Source organism: Streptomyces sp. NBC_00370 (assembly GCF_036084755.1).
In the GTDB taxonomy this organism is placed as follows: domain Bacteria; phylum Actinomycetota; class Actinomycetes; order Streptomycetales; family Streptomycetaceae; genus Streptomyces.
The window spans coordinates 7837750-7858536 of record NZ_CP107968.1 but is presented as its reverse complement, the minus strand read 5'-3'; the positions used below and the strand labels follow the sequence as shown (position 1 = coordinate 7858536).

4 protein-coding genes (1 of these 4 only partly in view) are annotated in these 20787 nt (G+C 72.1%); all 4 read right to left on the bottom strand.

What is annotated here, in order from left to right; all coding sequences use genetic code 11:
• Positions 1–218 precede the first annotated feature (218 nt).
• The gene (locus tag OHS57_RS34395; RefSeq protein ID WP_328584472.1) at positions 219–2957 is read right to left on the bottom strand and encodes an AAA family ATPase; all 2739 of its coding nucleotides are present in this window, start codon (positions 2955–2957) and stop codon (positions 219–221) included.
• 175 nt (positions 2958–3132) lie between these two features.
• On the bottom strand, positions 3133–6180 hold the full coding sequence (locus OHS57_RS34390) for a helix-turn-helix transcriptional regulator (RefSeq protein WP_328584471.1): 3048 nt from the start codon (positions 6178–6180) through the stop codon (positions 3133–3135).
• A 203-nt stretch (positions 6181–6383) separates the two neighbouring features.
• Positions 6384–7139, bottom strand: a complete 756-nt coding sequence (locus OHS57_RS34385) for a thioesterase II family protein (protein WP_328584470.1) — start codon at positions 7137–7139, stop codon at positions 6384–6386.
• Positions 7140–7311: 172 nt separating this feature from the next.
• Positions 7312–20787: the end of an SDR family NAD(P)-dependent oxidoreductase gene (locus OHS57_RS34380; protein WP_328584469.1), read on the bottom strand. It continues 19287 nt past the right edge of the window; only the last 13476 of its 32763 coding nucleotides appear in the window; its start codon lies beyond the right edge, outside the window; its stop codon occupies positions 7312–7314.

Here is a 20787-nt window from a genome sequence, read left to right as displayed (position 1 = left end):
CTGTGGTCGCACCCTCCGGAGGTACGGTCCGAAATGACGGCGCCTGTGAACCCGAACTCGGCAGGGCGGCCCGATCGATTGGGGCGCATCCCCACAATTGAGTCGCGCTTGAGGTTCCTCTGAGGTTTGCATATGCGCTTCGACTAGGCCGCACTTGATCGGCAGTCATAAACGCGCGTCGGAGCCGGGAGGTGCGCATAAGAGCTGGGGAAGCAGGTTCAGGCCGGCAGCGCGCCCGAGAGTTCGTGCCGGCCCGAAACACCGAGCTTCCGGTAGGAGTTCGTCAGGTGCTTCTCGACGGCGCGGGCGCTCACGCCGAGTTCGCACGCGATCTCCTGGTTGGTCAGGCCGCGGCTGACGAAGTCGAGGACCCGGCGCTCGCTGCGGGTGAGCACCGCCTTCTGCGGCATGGCGGCGGCGCCGACGCCGAGCCCGGCCCGCTCCACCAGCCAGGGAGCGCCACAGGCTGCCGCCAGCGTGCCGGCCTCCCGCAGCGCGGCCTCCGCCTCAGAACCGCTGCCCAGCCGCTGGCCCAACAGGACCAGGGTGCGAGCGAGTTCGAGCTCGTGCACCGACCCGCGCAGTACGTCGACAGCCTCCCGCAGCAGGGGTACGCCCTCGGCCTCGGCCAGCCAGCCCTTCAGCCGCAGCGCCCTGCCGAGCCCGGTGGGCGCTCCCCAGGCCGTGGCCCACGCGTATTCCTCTTCGGCCAGGCTCAGCGCGGCGCGGGAGTCACCGAGGCGGTGGTAGAGGCCGATGGCGTGCGGGCGCCACGGGAAGAGTGCCGAGTTCTGCCAGCCGGCGCCGTCCAGCTGCCGGCCGCAGGCGAGCAGGCTCTCCAACGCCCTTGCCCGCAAGCCCTGTTGGGCATCGAGCGACGCCTGGAGGATCTGCAGGGTGGCCGCGAGGGCCGGCCCTGCCGAGCGGCGGCCACGGCTCCGGGCCAGGATCCGTTCGCTCAGCGCCGGATCGCGCAGTTCGAGGGCGACGGCGGACAGCACGATGATGGAGATCTCGCGCCAGTCCGTCTCGTCAAGGCCCATGACGCGTTCGACGTGTTCGCGCGCCTGGGTCAGCCGGCCCTGCGAGACGAGCACGAGTGCCCGCTCGGCGGAGACGAGCACATCGTCGGCGCCCGTCGCGTTCCGCCGCCGGGGGTGCTGCTCGGCCGTCAGCCAGGAGTCGAGCACCCGCACGGATTCCGCGGCGAACAGCGTGATCACGACCAGCGGCAGCGCCGTGTGCACACGCGCCGAATCGGCGGGCTCGCGTTCCAGGACGCGGTTGGCGGTACGGGCCGCCGCGGCGGCGGAGAGCCGGCCGGTGAGCGTCCCCGAGCAGACGAGGACGGCCGCCAGTTCGCGTTCGGCCGGAGAGTCGAGCGGCGGCTCGTCCCCCAGCTCACGCAGGCGTTCGGCTGCCGAGGCCAGCTCGGCGGGGCTGTCGTGGCCGCAGTGCCTGAGCCGGGCCTCGATCCGCAGGGCCGTCTCCCGCGCGGGCCCGTCCAGGGAAGCGGGCTCGCCGAGTTCCGCCGCTGCCCGGCGCAGCAGGCCCTTGGCCACCGGGGACGCCGTGCCGAGGAGGGCCGGCGGGATCCGCAGCGCCGCGGCGGCCCGGTCCCCCGCCGTGGTGAGCAGCGCCGTCGCCTGGGTGATGTGCCGTTCGCACGCCTCCAGGTCGTAGCCGCCCTCCGTAGTGGCCAGGTCGATCAGCAGCCGGGCCCTGCGCTCGTCCTGGGCGTGATGGCGCGGCAGCGCGTGGCGCAGATAGCCGGCCGCGGTCTGCGGCGCGCCCCTGCGCAGCGCGGCAGCGGCGGCGGCGCGCAGGACGGCCACCGCCCAGGGGCGGTCGACGGTGGCGACGGCCGTGAGATGGGCGGCGACCTGCTCGGCCGGCCGGCCGCGCCGGTGCAGCATGTCCGCGGCGGCGGTGTGCGCACGCTCGCGTTCCGACGGGGTCATCGTCGACTCGACGGCGTCCCGTACCACCGGGTGGACGAAGCGCGGCTCGTGCGCGTCGGTGAGCAGACCGATGTCGCGCAGCGCGCGCAGCGCGGCGGCGAAGCCTTCCTCGTCGAGTCCGGACAGCTGCCGGACGAGGGCAGGGTCGTCCTGGGTGCCGAAGGACGCGACGGCCGCCGCCAGGGCGGCCACCCCGGGCGGCTGCGTCCGCAGCAGGCTGGCGAGTCGTTCGCGCAGCGCCGAGGGGCGCAACGCGCTTGCCTGCGCGCTGTGTTCGGCGGTCGGCGGAAAGCCGGCGCCCGCCATGGTCAGCAGTACGGACGTCAGGAACAGCGGGTTGCCCGCCGAGGTCTCGTGGCAGGCGCGGGCGTACTCGTCATGGCCCGGTGTGCCGTACTGGGCACGTATCAGGGCTCTGGTGGCGTCGAGCGACAGCGGCGCCGGGCGCAGGATCCCGGTGGCCGCGTCGGCGACCTCCCGTACCGCGCTGTGGCGGGCCCTGGCGTCTCCGTCGCGCAGGGTGCAGACGACAACGGCGGCCGGCGCCGCACTTCCTTGGCGCCGGCCGGCCGGTCGGGCGAGGCGGGCCAGCCAGCGCAGCGAAGGGACGTCCGCCCATTGCAGGTCGTCCACCAGGATGAGCAGCCTGGTGTGCGGGGCGGCGCCGGCGAGCAGTGCCCGCGGGTCGAAGGGGTCCGTGAACGGGTCGGTATCGGCGGAAGTCGCGGTGGCGGCCCCGGTGTCGGCGCCGGCGGGCGGCAGGCTGTCGAACAGTTGGTGGACGACGCCGTGCGCGAAGTCCTGCTCCATCGGTGCCGCGTTGGCCCGCAGGACACGTACGTCCTGGCCGGCCGCCAGGTCGGGCAGGCTCCGCAGCAGTACGGAGCGTCCGATACCGACGGGCCCCGTGACGAGGACCAGCGACGAGGTGCCCGCCCCTGCGGCTCTCAAGGCGGCTTCCACACAGGCCAGTTCGGTGTCCCGTTCAAGAAGCATCGGTCGGCCGTCCTTTCGTGGCCCGCACCGGCGCCGGCGCCGGCTCGTCAGGCCGGCGCTTCCGCAGCGGTGGTACGGCCCGACGGGGGTTCGGACCGTACATCGACTTCATGGTTCTCGGGTTCGGAGTTCCGCCACTCCGGCCTGTCACACGCACCGCCTCGCTCAGCTCGCTTCAGCTCTGTCGGCGTGACTCGAACGCCCAGCCAGGTGGTTGTCTGTCGGGGATGTCGGGTGTGTGCAGGACGGCGCCGAGTTCGGTACGGCGGCTGACACCGAGTTTCCGGTAGACGCTCGTCAGATGCGTCTCCACGGTCCGTACGGTGACGAAGAGGGACTCCGCTATGGACCGGTTGCTCGCTCCGTCGGCGGCCAGTCCCGCCACCCTGCGTTCCATCGCGGTCAGCATGTCCAGCGGACAGGCGCTCATCTTGCGCATCCTGCCGCCCGCGGTGACCAGCAGCTTGCGCGAGTCCCCGGCGAGCGCGAGGGCGCCGCAGCGCTGGGCGAGGTCGGCGGCGGTGCGCAGGTGTTCGCGGGCCGCGCGCTGGTCACCGGTCTTCAGCAGGGCCCGGCCGAGGAGGTACTCGGCCTTGGCGTGTTCGCCCCGGGCGGGCGAATCGGCCAGGAGCCGGACCGATTCGGTGATCAGCTCGACGCCGGCCCCGCCCGGAGTGGTCATCCCGTCGGCCAGCACGGCGAGGCCCCGTACCCGCGGTGTTCCCCACCGCGCGGCCAACTCGCTGCTGTACTCGATGATTTCCCGGGCCTCGTCGGCCCGGTTCATGCCCGCCAGCAGACACGCGGCCTCCGCCCACCAGGGCAGGAACGCCGGGTTGGTGAAGCGGGCCTGTGCCAGGGACTCGCCGCACCGCAGGTACAGACCGAGCGCCGCCTCCGGGTCGCCGAGTGCCCGCCGGGCGCGGGCGCGGGCCATCAGGTACCAGTGATGTTCGATGACGAAACGGTCGAGGGACGGGGGCTTGATACCGGCCAGCAGTTCCTCGGCCCGTTCGGGCTCGCCCCGGTCGACCAGTACGGTCGCGAGCGCGGCCTGCGCGAGCGGCGCGCTGTCGCGCCAGTTCTCCTGGGTGATGATCTCGATCGACGTCTGGGCGTCGGCGAGCGCGTCGGGGATAGCGCCCATGTTGTGCAGCAGCAGGGCCCGGGCGGACAGGGCGGCCACGTAGGTCCAGACGGCGCCGTTGTCCTGGCCGTACTGGAGAAGGCGGTCCAGCGCGTCCAGGGCCTCACCGACCTCGTCGGCGAGGGTGAGGGCGAAGGCCGAGGTGATCAGCAGCCAGCTCTCCAGCTCGCATCCCTGGAACCGCAGAGCCCGGCGGGCCTGTTCGACCGTCTGCTCGGCGGAGTGGCCCCCCATCGCGTTCAGCACGGTCATCATGGAGAGCATCTGGCGCTCGGCCGGGGTGTCGCCGGGCGGGGCGGTCAGCCGCTCGGCCCGGTCGCGGACCGTGGAGATCGTCGTCTTCTCCCTCGCCCCGACGATCAGCAGAACTGATTCGAGCTGGGTGCGCAGTTCGCGGTCGGCCGGGTCGACGGGGCAGGTGCCGGTCCCGAGTCCGGCGTCCAGGTCCGTCAGGGCCTCTTCGACGACCCGTACCCCGGTGCGTGACTTCTGTACGGCGAGGCAGGTCATGCCGTACTGGACGGCGACCTTCGCCTTGGTGCGGATGTCGTCGGAGCGGGCCAGCGCCTCGTCCAGCAGCCGGATGGCGTGCGGCGGATCGCTCTCCGCCAGCGACTTGGCCATCTGGAGGCGCAGCCGCACACTGTCCGGCTCCGCCTCCAGCACCCGGTACAGATACCGCACCGCCGTGTCGGGCGCGCCCCGGCTGCCGGCCTGGTCCGCCGCGTCCCTGAGCACGTCCGGCATCCAGGACTGCGGCAGCGCGGGCAGCAGCATGAGCTGACCGGCGGCATGCTCGGCGGGCCGGCCTGCGTCGCTGAGCAACAGCGCTGCCCTGGTGCGGAGTTGGGCCAGACCGTGGGCGCCGATCGGTTCGAGTACGGCCGAGCGCAGCGAGTCGTGGATCAGCTCCGTCCGGTCCGGCGCGACGAATCCGGCGCACCGCAGGATCAGCAGGGCCCGCGCCACGAGCGTGGGGGCCACCCCGACGAGGGGGCCGACCAGGTCGGCTGACTCCTCACCGAGGACGGCGACGGCTGTGGCCACGTCGCGCACCCAGGGCGGCTGCCGGTCCAGCAGTCCCTGGACCGAGTCCGCGGCGACCTCACCGCCGACCTCGGCGACGCGGCCCACCCCGTGCTCGTCCGGCCGTACGCCTTCGGCGCGCAGCGCGTCCAGCAGCCGGCCGAGGGTGCGGGGGTTGCCGCCGGAGACGGCCGTGGCCTGCTCGACGAAGGTCCGTTCGGCGGGGTCCGCCGTAGCGGCGGTGACGGCGGCGGCAGGAGCGGGGGGTTGGCCGCGGGCGGGGACGTGCGTACCGGCGCCGAGCGGGAGGATCCGCCGCACCATCTCCCCGACGTCCGTGTACGTCAGCGGCGCCAGCCGCAGCACGGCGGGCCGGCGCTGCGCGGTGATCTCCGCGAGAGCGGCGGGGGCGGCGGGTTCGTGCTCGCTGCGGCGGGCGAGCACGACGAGCAGCGGCAGGTCGTCCGCGCGCCGGAGCAGGAAATCGATCCAGCGCAGGGAGTGTTCGTCGCATTGGTGCACGTCGTCGAGGACGAGCACGAGCGGGCGCTCCGCCATCACGTTCGCCGCGAGGCGGTACAGCCCGTACAGCACCTGATAGGCGGCCGGGGGGCCGGACAGGTCCTGGCCCCGCTGTCCTTCCCCGGCCGGGTCGGCGCCGAGCACGGACCGCGCGCGGGGGGCGACACCTCGCAGCAGGGGTGAGTCCGCCGCGCCCGCTGCTTCCTCGGCTTCTTCCGCGCCTTCGGCATTCTCGGCGTCCTCGCCACCGAGCCGCAGCGGGCCGAACAGCTCCCGGACAGCGCCGTATGCCGAGCTTGCCGTGGCGGGGCCGCAGACCGCGTGCAGGGCGGTCACACCGCGGCACGCGTCGCCGGCCAGGAAGGCAGCCAACAGGCTGGACTTCCCGATGCCGGCCGGGCCGGACACGATCACCAGTCCGGGCTGTCCCGCCCGCGCCGTTTCGGTGTGATGGTCCAGCAGCCGCGACTCTTCGGCACGACCGACCAGGATGCTGGACAAACCCGCGAACTCGGCCTGATCCAGCATCGAGAACTCCTCACTTGGCGTGGACACAACAGATGCCCGGACCTGGGTGGCTACCCGGCGCGAAGCAGAATACGCAGAGCCGAGGCCACCGCATTTCGCCTACCCGGGGCGCTACGGAACACGCGTGCGTACGACGCGTCGCGAGTTGGCCGGGACCTCAGGGGCACGACCACTCACGGACTTGCCCTGTTCGCCGACCCGGCCTAGACACCGGTGGACAGGTGCTCCCGCAGAAGCGACAGCACGGCCGGCGCCTGGGAGGTGAGGTAGAAGTGGCCACCGGGATAGACCTTCAGCTCGAAGGGTCCGCCGGTGTGCCCACGCCAGTCCTCGGCCTCGTCCAGCGAGGTCTTCGGGTCGCTGTCCCCGGTCAGCGCGGTGATCGGAGCCCGGACCGCCGTCCCCGGCTCACAGCGGTACGTCTCGATGGCCTCGTAGTCGCTGCGGATCGCGGGCAGGATCATCCGCAGGATCTCCTCGTCGCCGAGCAGCTCCGTGTTGGTGCCGGACATCAGCTTCAGCTCGGCGACGATCCCGTCGTCACTGCGCCGGTGCACGTCCTCGTCCCGGAAGCGCGACGGCGCGCGCCGCCCCGAGGCGAACAGATGGGAGAGCTTGCCGCCGTCGGCTTCGAACCGCCGCGTGACCTCGAAAGCGAGCGTCGCGCCCATGCTGTGCCCGAAGAACGTCGTCGGCCGGGCGAAGAGCCGCTCACGCAGCGCCCCGTAGACCTGGTCGGCCATGGTCCCGATGTCACTGGGGCTCGTCTCCTTGCGCCGGTCCTGGCGGCCCGGGTACTGCACCGCGAACACCTCTGCCACGGACGACAGTTGAGCGGACACGGGAAAGTAGAAGGACGCCGAGCCACCCGCGTGGGGGAAACAGAAGAGCTGTCTGGCACTGTCGGGCGCGGGGTGGAAGCCGCGCGCCCAGAGGCTCTCCTCGGTGGACGTCGTCATCGTCTCCTCCTAGCGGTAGGCCGAGCGTTTCGGCCCGGTGGGCGACCGCCCCATTCCACTAGGACGGACAGTGGGAAATTCCCTAGACTCTCGACGATCCCCCGGCGAGCCGACTTGCCAGGCCCCGCCCCCGGCTCCGGGCCGAGCCGCGGGGAGCCGGGAACGGACCAGGTCAGGACAGACCCAGCTCGTCGTCCAGAAGCGCGAACACATCGTCGTCCGAAGCCCCTTCGAGATCGAATTCGCCGCTGCCGTTCGCCGATTCCTTGCCCTGCGCGGCCCACTTCGTCCTCAGTACCTCGATTCGTCCGGCGACATGCTTGTATTCCTGGGCATCGACGGTCATCTCCGTCATCGCCTTCTGCAGGTGGTCGAGGACGGCGAGCACCGATCCGACGCCGGTGGCCTCCTCCGTCACGAGCCGGCCGCGGAGATGGTCCACGACATCGGCCGGGGTGGGGTAGTCGAACAGCAGCGTGGCCGGCAGCCGCAGCCCGGTGGCCGCGTTGAGCCGGTTGCGGAAGTCCACCGCCGTCAACGAGTCGAAGCCCAGCTCCTGGAACTGCCGGGTCGCCCCGACCGCCGTCCCGTCCGCGTGTCCGAGCACCAGCGCCGCCTCGTCGCGGACCAGCTTCAGCAGGACGTCCCCGCGCTCCTCCTCGGTCAGTCCGGTCAGCCGCTCGGCAAGCGAGTCGGCCGTCCGCTCGGCGGTCGCGACCGACCGCCGGGCGGGTGTCCGGATCAGCCCCCTGAGCAGCGCCGGGATCTCGCCCTGCGCCCGGAGCGCCGGCAGATCCAGCCGTACGGGCAGGACCAGCGCCTCAGCGGCGGTGAGCGCCGCGTCGAACAGCGCCACACCCTCGTCGGCGGAGAGCGCCGGCATACCCGAGCGGGCCAGCCGTCGCATGTCCTCCTCGGTGACACTGCCGGTCATGCCGCCTGCCTGGTCCCACGGCCCCCAGGCCAGCGACACACCGGGCAGTCCCTCGGACCGCCGCTGTGCCATCAGCGCGTCCAGGAAGGTGTTCGCAGCGGCGTAGTTGCCCTGCCCCGCGCCGCCGAACACCCCTGCCACGGAGGAGAACACCACGAAGGCGGAGAGATCCAGGCCGCGGGTCACCTCGTGCAGGTTCCATGCCGCGTCGACCTTCGGCCGCAGTACGGTGTCCAGCCGCGCCGGGGACAGCGAGCGGATCACCCCGTCGTCCAGTACACCGGCGCAATGCAGGACCGCCGACACCGGATGCGCCGGGTCCACCGCCGCCAGGACCCCGGCCAGGGTGTCCCGGTCGGCGGCGTCACAGGCTGCCGCCGTGACCTCGGCACCGAGCTGTTCCAGCTCCTGTACGAGGTCGTGCGCGCCGTCGGCGCCGAGGCCCCGGCGGCTGAGCAGCAGCAGACGGCGTACGCCGTGTTCGGCGGCCAGGTGCCGGGCCAGTATCCCGCCGAGACCACCGGTACCGCCGGTGACGACGACGGTGCCACCCCGCTCCCAGCCGTTGTCGTCCCTGTCGTGACCGTCGGCGGTCGCCGGCTCGGGGAGTACGGCCCTGTCCAGCCGCGCGGCCCTGAACTCCCCGCCGCGCAGGGCCCATTGCGGCTCGTCCGAGCCGAGCGCCGCCGACAGCGGGGGCAACTCGGTGCCGACGGCGGAGTCGGCGGGGTCGAGGTCCAGCAGACCGAAGCAGCCGGGGTTCTCGGTCTGCGCCGAGCGGACCAGGCCCCGGACGGAGGCCGCCGCCAGATCGGCCACGGCGCCACCGTCCACCGCCACCGCGCCTCGGGTGACGAACACCAGCTTCGACCCGGCGAACCGTTCCTCGTCGAGCCATCCCTGAAGGTGCTCCAGCGTCCAGGCCGTGAGCGCCCGTACCGATGCCGGGACGGCGTCGGCCGACTCGCCCAGGGCGGAGACCAGGACCACATCCGGTACGGGCGCGTCGGACGCGGCCAGTGCGGCGAGGTCGGAGTGCGTCCCGACGACCGCGGCGGATCCGCCGTCGGTCCCGTCAGCGCCGGCGGCGAGACCGAAACGGTCAGGACCAACCAGGGCAACAGACCCGGGATCGCCCGTATCTGACGGCACAGGCACCGGAATCCAGTTCTGTACGAAGAGCGCGTCCTTCGCCGTTCCGGCCGTCGCGTTCAACTGTTCACCCGACACGGCCCGTACGAGGAGGGTGTCGACCGAGGCGACCGGCGCTCCGGAGGTGTCGGCGGCCGTGATCGACATGGCGCCGTCCCCGGCGGGAGCGATCCGGACCCGCAGCGCCGAAGCGCCGCTTGCCCGCAGCGAGACGCCCGCCCAGGAGAACGGGAGGGCGGCAGGGCCCGATTCGTCCTCACCGGCGAGCAGCGAGGCGTGGAGGGCGGAGTCGAGCAGCGCGGGATGCAGACCGAACGCGGCGGCCTCACCCTCGGCGTCCTCCGGCAGGCTCACCTCGGCGAAGATCATGCCGTCCCGCCGCCAGGCTGCCTGGAGCCCCTGGAACACCGGGCCGTAGGCGAACCCGGCGTCGGCGAACCGCTCGTAGCAGCCGTCCAGTTCCAGGGTCTCGGCGTCCTTAGGCGGCCAGACCGTGGCGTCGAACGCCGCGTGCCGCGCGTCGGATTCGCTCTGCGGCGCACCGGAGCCCTCGGCCAGCGCGCCGCTTGCGTGCTGGGTCCAGGGGGCGTCGTCCGGCGCGTCCTCGGGGCGGGAGTAGATCCCCACGGAGCGGAGGCCGGCGTCGTCGGGGGTGCCCACCGCGACCTGTACGCGTACGGCGCCGCGCTCCGGGAGCAACAGCGGTGCGGCAAGGGTCAGTTCTTCGACCCGGTCGCAGCCGACCTCGTCACCTGCCCGGATGGCCAGCTCCAGCAGCGCCGTACCCGGCAGCAGGATCCGCTCCATGACCGCGTGGTCGGCCAGCCACGGATGCGACTGGACAGAGAGCCTGCCGGTGAACACCACACCTTGCCCTGCGGCGAGTTCGACCGAAGCGCCCAGCAGCGGGTGCTCGGCGGAGCCCAGCCCGGCCGCGCGCACGTCACCCGCGGCCGACGGTGAACCGGCCGGCCAGAACCACTGGTGCTGGAAGGCGTACGTGGGCAACTCGACGCGCCGTGCGCCCGTTCCGGCGAAGAATCCGCTCCAGTCCACCGTGGCACCGTGCGCGTGCACATGAGCAAGAGCGGCGAGTGCGGTGGGTTCTTCGTCCCGGTTCTTGCGCAGGACCGGGACGGTCACCACGCCGTCCTCCACGGACTCCTGGGCCATCGCGGAGAGTACGCCGTCCGGCCCCAACTCCAGGAACGTGGTGACGCCTTGTTCGGCGAGGGTCCTTACCCCGTCGGCGAAGCGGACGGCCTCGCGGACGTGCCGTACCCAGTACTCGGCCGAGCACAGCTCGTCGGGCGCCGCCAGGCCGCCGGTCAGGTTCGACACGACGGGGATGCGCGGCGTCTCGAAGGACAGTGTTTCCACCACCGCGCGGAAGTCCGCCAGCATCGGGTCCATCAGCGGCGAGTGGAAGGCGTGCGAGACAGTCAGCCGGCTTGTCTTACGGCCCTGCTCCGCCAGCAGCGCCGCGACCTCCAGCACCGCGTCCTCGGCGCCCGAAAGCACCACGGACGAGGGTCCGTTGACGGCTGCGATCGACACGCCGTCGGTCAGTAGCGGGGTGACGTCGTCCTCTGCCGCCTGGACGGCGACCATGGCGCCGCCGGCCGGGAGTGCCTGCATCAGTCCGGCACGGGCCACGACCAGACGCGCGGCGTCGGTCAGTGAGAAGACCCCGGCGACATGGGCCGCCGCGATCTCACCGATCGAGTGGCCCGCCACGAAGTCCGGGGTGACACCCCACGACTCGACCAGCCGGAACAACGCCACCTCGACCGCGAACAATGCCGGTTGGGTATAGCCGGTCTCGTTCAGCAGCTCCACGTCGTCACCCCAGATGACATCCCGCAGCGGACGGCCCAACTCACCGTCCAGCTGGGCAAGTACGGCATCCAGCGCCTCGGCGAAGACGGGGAAGCGCTCGTACAGTTCGCGTCCCATCCCCAGCCGCTGGCTGCCCTGACCCGAGAACAGCAGCGCTGTCCGTCCGCCGGTCGCGGTGCCGGAGACGGCGAGCGGGTCGGGCTCACCGGCCGCCAGCGCGGTGAGTGCCCGCAGCCGGTCGGCCGGGTCGGCGGTCAGTACCACCGCTCGGTGCTCGAAGCCCGAACGGCTGGTGGCCAGCGAGAAGCCGACATCCACCGGACGCAGCTCGGGCCGCGTCTCGACCACGGACAGCAGCCGGGCCGCCTGGTCCCGCAAGGCGTCCGCCGTCCGGCCCGAGAGCAGCCACGGCACCGCCGTGTCAGGCAGCTCGGGCGCAGGCGCGGGGGTGGCCGCCGACGCGGGCTGTTCCAGGATGACGTGCGCGTTCGTACCGCTGATGCCGAACGACGACACACCCGCACGGCGTGCATGACCGGACTCGGGCCATTCGGTGGCCTCCGTCAGCAGCTCCACCGCGCCCTCGGTCCAGTCCACATGGGAGGACGGCGCATCGACGTGCAGTGTCCGCGGGAGGCTGCCGTGCCGCATCGCCATGATCATCTTGATGACCCCGGCGACGCCCGCGGCGGCCTGCGTGTGGCCGATGTTGGACTTCACAGAACCGAGCAGCAACGGCCGCTCCGGGTCACGGTCCCTGCCGTACGTCGCGAGCAGCGCCTGCGCCTCGATCGGGTCACCGAGCGACGTACCCGTACCATGCGCCTCCACCACATCGACGTCGTCGGCGGAGAGTCCACCACCGGCGAGCGCCTGCCGGATCACCCGCTGCTGCGAAGGGCCGTTGGGCGCGGTGAGGCCGTTGGACGCCCCGTCCTGGTTGATCGCGCTGCCACGCAGCACGGCCAGGATGTCGTGCCCGTTGCGCAGCGCGTCGGACTGGCGCTCCAGGACGAGCATGCCGACACCCTCGGACCAGCCGACCCCGTCGGCCGACTCGGAGAACGCCTTGCACCGCCCGTCGGGGGCCAGCCCCCGCTGCCGGGAGAATTCCACGAAGGCGCCCGGCGTCGACATCACCGTCACACCGCCGGCCAGCGCCATGGAGCACTCGCCGGTGCGCAGCGCCTGCGCCGCCAGGTGCATCGCCACGAGCGACGACGAGCACGCCGTGTCCACCGTGACCGCGGGCCCTTCGAACCCGAAGGTGTAGGAGACGCGGCCGGATGCCACGCTGCCCGCGCTGCCCTGGCCCTGGTGGCCTTCAAAGTCCTTGCCGTTGAGCGTGGTGCCGTAGTCGCTGTACATCACACCGGCGAACACGCCCGTCGCGCTGCCGCGCAGCGACCGCGGGTCGACTCCCGCCCGCTCGACGGCCTCCCACGACGCCTCCAGCAGCAGCCGCTGCTGCGAGTCGGTCGCCATCGCCTCACGGGGGCTCATCCCGAAGAACTCCGGGTCGAACTCGCCCGCGTCATGCATGAACCCGCCCGAACGCGTATAGGACGTGCCCTTGTTGGCCGGGTCCGGGTGGTAGAGCGATTCCACGTCCCAGCCACGGTTCACCGGGAAGGGGGAGATAGCGTCCGTCCCCTCACTCACCAGCCGCCACAGATCTTCCGGCGAGGTCACCCCGCCGGGATAGCGGCAGCTCATCCCGACGACCACGATCGGATCGTCGGCGAGCGACGGCAGCAGCCGGACCGGGACCGAGGCGTCGGCCTCCGTCCCGAACAACTCGTCACGCAGATGGTCGGCGAGCACACTCGCCGTCGGATAGTCGAAGATCAGCGTGGCGGTGAGGCGCAGGCCCGTCACCTGCGACAGCCGGTTCCGCAGCTCGACCGCCATCAGCGAGTCGAAGCCCAGGTCCCGGAACTGGACGGCCGCGTCAACGGCCGCCGAGCCGGCGTGGCCGAGTACGAGGGCGACTTGACCCCGTACGAGGTCGAGCAGCGCCTCCTGCCGCTGAACGGGGTCGAGTCGGGCCAGCCGGGCGGCGAGCCCGGTGGCGGTCGCTGCCCCGGCCACCGCGGTCCTTCGGGTGCGGGTACGGATCAACGACCGCAGCAGTGGCGGGACTTCGCCCTGTGCTCGCAACGCCGCCAGGTCGAGCCGTACCGGCGCGACCACGGACTCCCCGGTGGCGAGCGCCGTGTCGAACAGCGCCACACCCTGGTCGGCGGAGAGCGGCGGCATGCCCGCTTTCTCCATCCGTCGCATGTCCGTTTCGGTCACGCTTCCGGTCATCCCACCGGACTGGTCCCACGGGCCCCAGACCAGCGACACACCGGGCAGGCCCTCGGCCCGCCGACGAGCGGCCAACGCGTCCAGGAAGGCGTTCGCCGCCGCGTAGTTGGCCTGTCCCGCGCCGCCGAACAGACCGGCCACGGACGAGAACACCACGAACGCGGACAGGTCGAGATCACGGGTCAGCTCATGCAGGTTCCAGGCCGCGTCCGCCTTAGGACGCAGCACCGTGTCCAGCCGCTCAGGAGTCAGCGAACCGACCACACCGTCGTCCAGCACCCCCGCCGTATGCACCACGGCGGAGACGGAATACACGGAGAGCAGCGCCGCCAGCGCCTCACGATCCGCCACATCACACGCCTCGACGGCGACCTCGGCACCCTGTCGCTCAAGCTCCGCCACCAACTCCTCGGCGCCCGGCGCGTTCGCGCCCCGCCGACTCACCAGCAGCAGCTGCCGTACGCCGCGCTCAGCCACCAGGTGCCGCGCGAGCACACCGCCCAGACCGCCCGTGCCACCGGTGATCAACACCGTGCCCTCGGCGTCCCAGGCGTGCTCGGCGCGGTCGTAGCCGACGACCACCCGGGCCAGCCGTCCCGCCCGGATTCCGCCTTCGCGGAGGAGAAGTTGCGGCTCGTCGATGCCAAGAGCCGCCGCCAGAGGGTTGGTTGACGTCTCGTCCGAGCCCAGGTCGATCAGTCCGAAGCTGCCGGGGTTCTCCGTCTGCGCCGAGCGGACCAGACCCCATACCGAGGCGGCGACGATGTCCTTGACCTCGTCGTCGCCGTCCGCGACCGCGCCACGCGTCACGAACACCAGGCGCGATCCCGCGAAGCGCTCCTCGGCGGGCCAGCCCTGGATCAGTGCCAGCGCGTCTGCGGTCAGCGCGTGCGCGGACTCCACCACCCGGTCGCCGGTATCACCGGTCACGCCCACCAGCACCACGTCCGGCACCGGTGTCCCACCGGCCGCGAGCTCCGCCAGGTCGGCGTACGTCTCGACGGCGACGCCGGACTCCGCCAGCGCGTCGGCCAGGCCCGAACCGTCAACTCCCAGCACGGCGGCGGACTGCGGGACGCTCGGCTCGTCCTGGACGGGAGTCCAGGTCAGCCGGAAGAGTGCGTCCCTGCCGACCGCTCCGGTGTCGGTCAACTGCGCGCTCGACAAGGTGCGTACAAGCAGCGAGTCCACCGAGGCGACCGGCTCGCCCGTCGTGTCGGCGACCTCGATCGTCAGCGCGTCGTTGCCGGCGGGGGCGATCCGTACACGCAGGGCCGAAGCGCCTGTCGCATGCAGCGAGACGCCCTGCCAGGAGAACGGCAGACCCCCGGACCCTTCTTCGCCGTCACTCGCGAGGAGCGAGGCGTGCAGGGCGGAGTCGAGGAGCGCGGGATGCAGACCGAACGCGGCGGCATCGCCCTGCGCCTCCTCCGGGAGACCCACCTCGGCGTAGACCTCGCCGCCACGACGCCAGGCGGCCCGCAGCCCCTGGAACACCGGACCGTAACCGAAACCGAGTTCCGCGAACCGCTCGTAGCACCCCTCGACGTCCAGGCTCTCCGCGTCCGCGGGCGGCCAGACGGTGGCGTCGAAGCCACCCGTCGGCCGCTGACCCCCGGCGGTCAGTACGCCGGTGGCGTGCTGGGTCCAGGACGCGTCCGCCGCGCCCTCAGGGCGGGAGTGGACGGTGACGGTACGCCGCCCCGTGTCGTCCGCGACCCCGACGCGTACCTGGGTCCGCAGGGCGCCGCGCTCGGGGAGTACGAGCGGTGCGGCGAGGGTCAGTTCCTCGACGCGGTCGCAGCCGACCTCGTCACCGGCGCGGAACGCCAGCTCCAACAGAGCGGTCCCCGGCAACAGGACGCGGTCCATGACAGCGTGGTCCGCCAGCCACGGATGCGACTGGACAGACAGCCTGCCCGTGAACAACACACCCTCGTCCTCGGCCAGTTCGACGGTGCCGTTGAGCAGCGGGTGCTCGGCGGACGTCAGTCCGACCGCAGCCGCGTTCGCCACGCCGTGCGCACCGGTCGGCCAGAACCACTGGTGCTGGAAGGCGTACGTCGGCAGGTCGATCTTCCGCGCTCCCGTTCCGGCGAAGAACGCCGGCCAGTCGACGCGTACCCCGCGCACGTGTAGTTGAGCCAGTGCGCCGACGGCCGTCGTCTCCTCGTGCCGGTCCTTACGCAGCACCGGCACGGTCAACGCGCCGTCCGGCACCGACTCCTGGGCCATCGCCGACAGCACACCATCCGGACCCAGCTCCAGGAACACGGTCGCGCCTTCAGCGGCGAGGGTCCGTACCCCGTCGGCGAACCGGACGGCCTCGCGTACGTGCCGGACCCAGTACTCGGCGGAGCACAGCTCCTCGGCGGTCGCGAGCTGGCCTGTCAGGTTGGACACCACCGGCACCGAAGGCTCGGCGTACGTCAGGGTCTCCGCGACGGCACGGAAGTCGTCCAGCATCGGCTGCATCAGCGGTGAGTGGAAGGCGTGCGAGACCCGCAGCCGGTTGGTCTTACGGACCTGCTCCTGGAGCCGGGCCGCGATCTCCAGAACCGCGTTCTCATCGCCCGACAGCACCACGGAGGACGGTCCGTTGACCGCCGCGATCGACACCCCGTCGGTCAGCAGCGGGAGAACCTCGTCCTCCGTCGCCTGCACCGCGACCATCGCACCACCGGCAGGCAGCGCCTGCATGAGTCCGGCACGCGCCACGACCAGACGCGCGGCGTCGGTCAGTGAGAAGACCCCGGCGACATGAGCCGCAGCGATCTCACCGATCGAATGACCGGCCACAAAGTCCGGGGTCACACCCCACGACTCCACCAGCCGGAACAACGCCACTTCGACCGCGAACAACGCCGGCTGGGTAAACCCGGTCTCGTTCAGCGGCTCCGCGTCGTCACCCCAGATGACGTCCCGCAGCGGACGGTCCAACTCGTCGTCCAGTACGGCAAGTACGGCATCCAGCGCCTCGGCGAAGACGGGGATGCGCTCGTACAGCTCCCGGCCCATACCCAGCCGCTGGCTGCCCTGACCCGAGAACAGGAACGCGCGCTTGCCACTGCCCGAAGGCCCGGACACCACCGAGGCATCCGGCTCACCGGCCGCCACCGCCGCCAGCGCACGGCTCACATCAGCCAGGTCACCGGCCAGCAGCACCGCCCGGTGCTCGAACCTCGACCGGCCGGTGGCCAGCGAGAGCCCGACATCCACCGGACGCGACTCCGGTCGCGCCTCGACGGACGAGAGCAGCCGCGCCGCCTGGCCGCGCAGTGCTTCCGGCGTCTTGCCGGACAGCACCCACGGCACCACACCCGGCTCCACGACCGGCGCCTCGGCCGTGTCGACCACCGTCCCCTGGATCACCGTCGCCGGCTGCTCCAGGATCACGTGCGCGTTCGTCCCGCTGATACCGAACGACGACACACCCGCACGCCGCACCCGACCGGCCTCCGGCCAGGCCCTCTGCTCGCTGAGCAGTTCCACGGCGCCCGCCGACCAGTCCACGTGCGAGGACGGTTCGGTCACATGCAGCGTCCGCGGCAGTACGCCGTGCCGCAGCGCCATGATCATCTTGATCACGCCCGCGACACCGGCGGCGGCCTGCGTGTGCCCGATGTTCGACTTGAGCGAGCCGAGCCAGAGCGGACGCTCGGGCTCGCGGCTCTGGCCGTACGTGGCGAGCAGCGCCTGCGCCTCGATCGGGTCGCCCAGCGTCGTACCCGTACCGTGCGCCTCTACCACGTCCACGTCTGCGGGCGAGAGTCCGCCGCTGGCCAACGCCTGCCGGATGACCCGCTGTTGCGAGGGACCGTTGGGTGCTGTCAGGCCGTTCGACGCACCGTCCTGGTTGACCGCGCTACCGCGTACCACGGCCAGGATCTCGTGCCCGTTGCGTACCGCGTCCGACTGCCGCTCCAGCACCAGCATGCCGACACCCTCCGACCAGCCGACACCGTCGGCCGACTCGGAGAACGCCTTGCACCGCCCGTCGGGCGAGAGGCCGCGCTGCCGGGAGAACTCGACGAAGGTGCCCGGCGTGGACATCACCGTCACACCACCGGCGAGCGCCATCGAGCATTCACCGCTGCGCAGCGCCTGCATCGCCCAGTGCATCGCCACCAGCGACGACGAGCACGCCGTGTCGACCGTGACCGCCGGGCCCTCAAGGCCCAGCGTGTACGACACGCGGCCGGACGCCACGCTGCCCGCGCTGCCCTGGCCCTGGAAGCCCTCGAACTCCTTGCCGTTGAGCGTGGTCCCGTAGTCGTTGTACATCACCCCGGCGAAGACACCGGTCTGGCTGCCCCGCAGCGTGACCGGGTCGATGCCGGCCCGCTCGATCGCCTCCCACGACGCCTCCAGCAGCAGCCGCTGCTGCGAGTCGGTCGCCAGCGCCTCACGCGGGCTCATCCCGAAGAACGCCGGGTCGAACTCGCCCGCCTCGTGCAGGAATCCACCCGAGCGGGTGTACGACGTGCCGTTGTGGTCGGGGTCCGGATGGAACAGCGCGTCCACGTCCCAGCCACGGTTGACGGGGAAGTCCGAGACGGCGTCCCCGCCCTCGGTGACCAGCCGCCACAGGTCCTCCGGTGAGGTCACCCCGCCGGGGTAGCGGCAGCTCATTCCGACGACCACGATCGGATCGTCCGCCATGGGCGGCAGGGACGACACCGGGACGGCCAATTCGGCCTCGTCCCCCAGCAGTTCGTCCAGCAGATGGTCCGCGAGCGCGGTCAGCGTCGGATAGTCGAAGGCCATCGTGGCCGGCAGCCGCAGCCCGGTCGCCGTGTTGAGCCGGTTCCGCAGCTCCACCGCCGTCAGCGAGTCGAAGCCCAGATCGCGGAACGCGCGCTCGGCGTCGATGTCGGCAACACTCGCGTGTCCCAGTACCAGCGCCGCCTGGGCGCGTACGAGATCCAGCAGCACTTCGTGCCGGTCCGCCGGATTCAGGCGGCTCAGCCGCTGCGTCAGACCGGTGTCAGCGCCTGCGCCTGGTGTGGCCGCACGGCGCGACGGTGTACGGACCAGTCCGCGCAGCAGCGCGGGGGCGATGCCCTGCGCCCGCAGGGCCGGCAGGTCCAGCCGCACCGGGACCGCGAGCGGTTCGCCGGCGGTCAGCGCCGCGTCGAACAGGGCCATGCCGTGTTCGACGGACAGCAGTGGCATGCCCGCGTCCTCCGCTCGGCGCAGATCGCGGTCGGCCAGCGCGCCGGTCATGCCCGCGCCCTGCTCCCACGGTCCCCAGGCGAGCGACAGGCCCGGCAGGCCCTCGGTCTGCCGGTGCGCGGCGAGCGCGTCCAGGAAGGTGTTGCCGGCCGCGTAGTTGCCCTGCCCCGCGCTGCCGAACACACCGGCGACGGAGGAGAACATCACGAACGCGGACAGGTCGAGATCACGCGTCAGCTCGTGCAGATTCCAGGCCGCGTCCACCTTCGGCCGCAGGACCGTGTCCAGTCGCTCGGGAGTCAGCGAACCGATGATGCCGTCGTCCAGCACACCCGCCGTGTGCACCACGGCCGTCAGCGGATGCTCCGCCGGAACCGATGCCAGCAGTTCGGCCAGCGCTTCCCGGTGCGCCACATCGCAGGCGGCGACCGCGACGTCAGCTCCCTGCTCGGTGAGTTCCGCGACCAGCGCCTCGGCGCCGTCGGCCGCGAGACCGCTGCGGCTGAGCAACAGCAGCTGCCGTACGCCCCGTTCGGTCACCAGATGGCGGGCCAGCCGGCCGCCCAGACCACCCGTACCGCCGGTGATCAGCACAGTGCCCTCGGCGTCCCACGCCGTGTCCGCATCGGACTCGGGACCGGCAACGGTCATGCGGGTGAGGCGTCCGGCACGCAGGCCGCCTTCGCTGATCACCAACTGTGGCTCGTCCGAACCGAGCGCCTGCGGCAGCAGGGCCGCCGATCCGTCGGAACCGAGGTCGATCAGCCCGAAGCAACCGGGGTTCTCGGTCTGCGCCGTACGGACAAGTCCCCACACCGTAGCGGCGGCGACATCGGAGACCTGCTCGTCACCGGCCGCCACCGCACCCCGCGTCACGAACGCCAACCGCGAACCGGCGAACCGGTCATCGGCCGACCACTCCTGCGCCAGGGCCAGGACGTCGGCAGTCAACGCGTGCGCGGACTGGGCCACTTGACCCTCGGAGGACGCGTCGGCGACCGCCACCACCACCACGTCCGGCACGGGGGATTCCCCCGCCGTCAGTGCCGCCAGATCCGGGTACGTACCGACCGCGACGCCGGTGTCCGCCAAGCCTTCGGCCAGGCCGAGAACGTCCGGGCCAACCACGGCGACCGCACCGGACACAGCGTCGGAGGGAGCGGCCACCGGGACCCAGCCCAGGCCGAACAGCGCTTCCCTGGCGGGCCCGGTTGCCCCGGCCGCCCCGCGAAGCTGGTCGCTCGACACGGTCCGTACGACGAGGGAGTCGACCGAGGCGACCGGCTCACCGGAAGTGTCGGCGACGGTCACCGATATCGCGTCGTCGCCTGCGGGGGCGATCCGTACGCGCAGGGCCGAAGCGCCCGTCGCGTGCAGCGAGACGCCCTGCCAGGAGAACGGCAGACCCCCGGCGCCCTCCGCACCGTCACTCGCGAGGAGCGAGGCGTGCAGGGCGGAGTCGAGGAGCGCGGGATGCAGACCGAACGCGGCCGCGTCGTCGCGCGTGTCCTCCGGGAGACTCACCTCGGCGAAGATCTCACCGTCGCGGCGCCAGGCGGCGCGCAGCCCCTGGAACACCGGACCGTAGCCGAAGCCTAGTTCCGCGAACCGCTCGTAGCATCCCTCGACGTCGAGTGTCTCAGCGCCTGTAGGCGGCCACACGGCGGCGTCGAAGTCGGTCTGCGCGTTGCGCGCACCGACGGCGATTGCGCCCGTCGCGTGCTGCGTCCACGACTGCTCGTCCGCGCTGTCGGGCTGGGAGTGCACCGTGATGGAGCGCCGGCCCGTGTCGTCGGCGACGCCCACCCGCGCCTGCACCCGTACCGCGCCGCTGTCGGGCAGCAGGAGCGGTGCGGCGAGGGTCAGTTCCTCGACGCGGTCGCAGCCGACCTCGTCACCGGCGCGGAACGCCAGCTCCAGCAGCGCGGTGCCCGGCAGCAGGACCCGGTCCATGACCGCATGATCCGCCAGCCACGGATGCGACTGGACGGAGAGCCGGCCCGTGAACAACATGCCCTCGCCCTGGGCCAGTTCGACCGCAGCGCCCAGCAGCGGATGCTCGGCCGAGCCGAGACCGGCTGCCCGCATGTCACCCGCGCCGCCCAGCAGTCGCGCGGGCCAGAACCACTGGTGCTGGAAGGCGTACGTCGGTACGTCGACCCGCACCGCGCCCGTCCCCGCGAACACAGCGGCTTGATCGGTCGGGACGCCCCGCACATGGAGCTGTGCGAGCGCCGT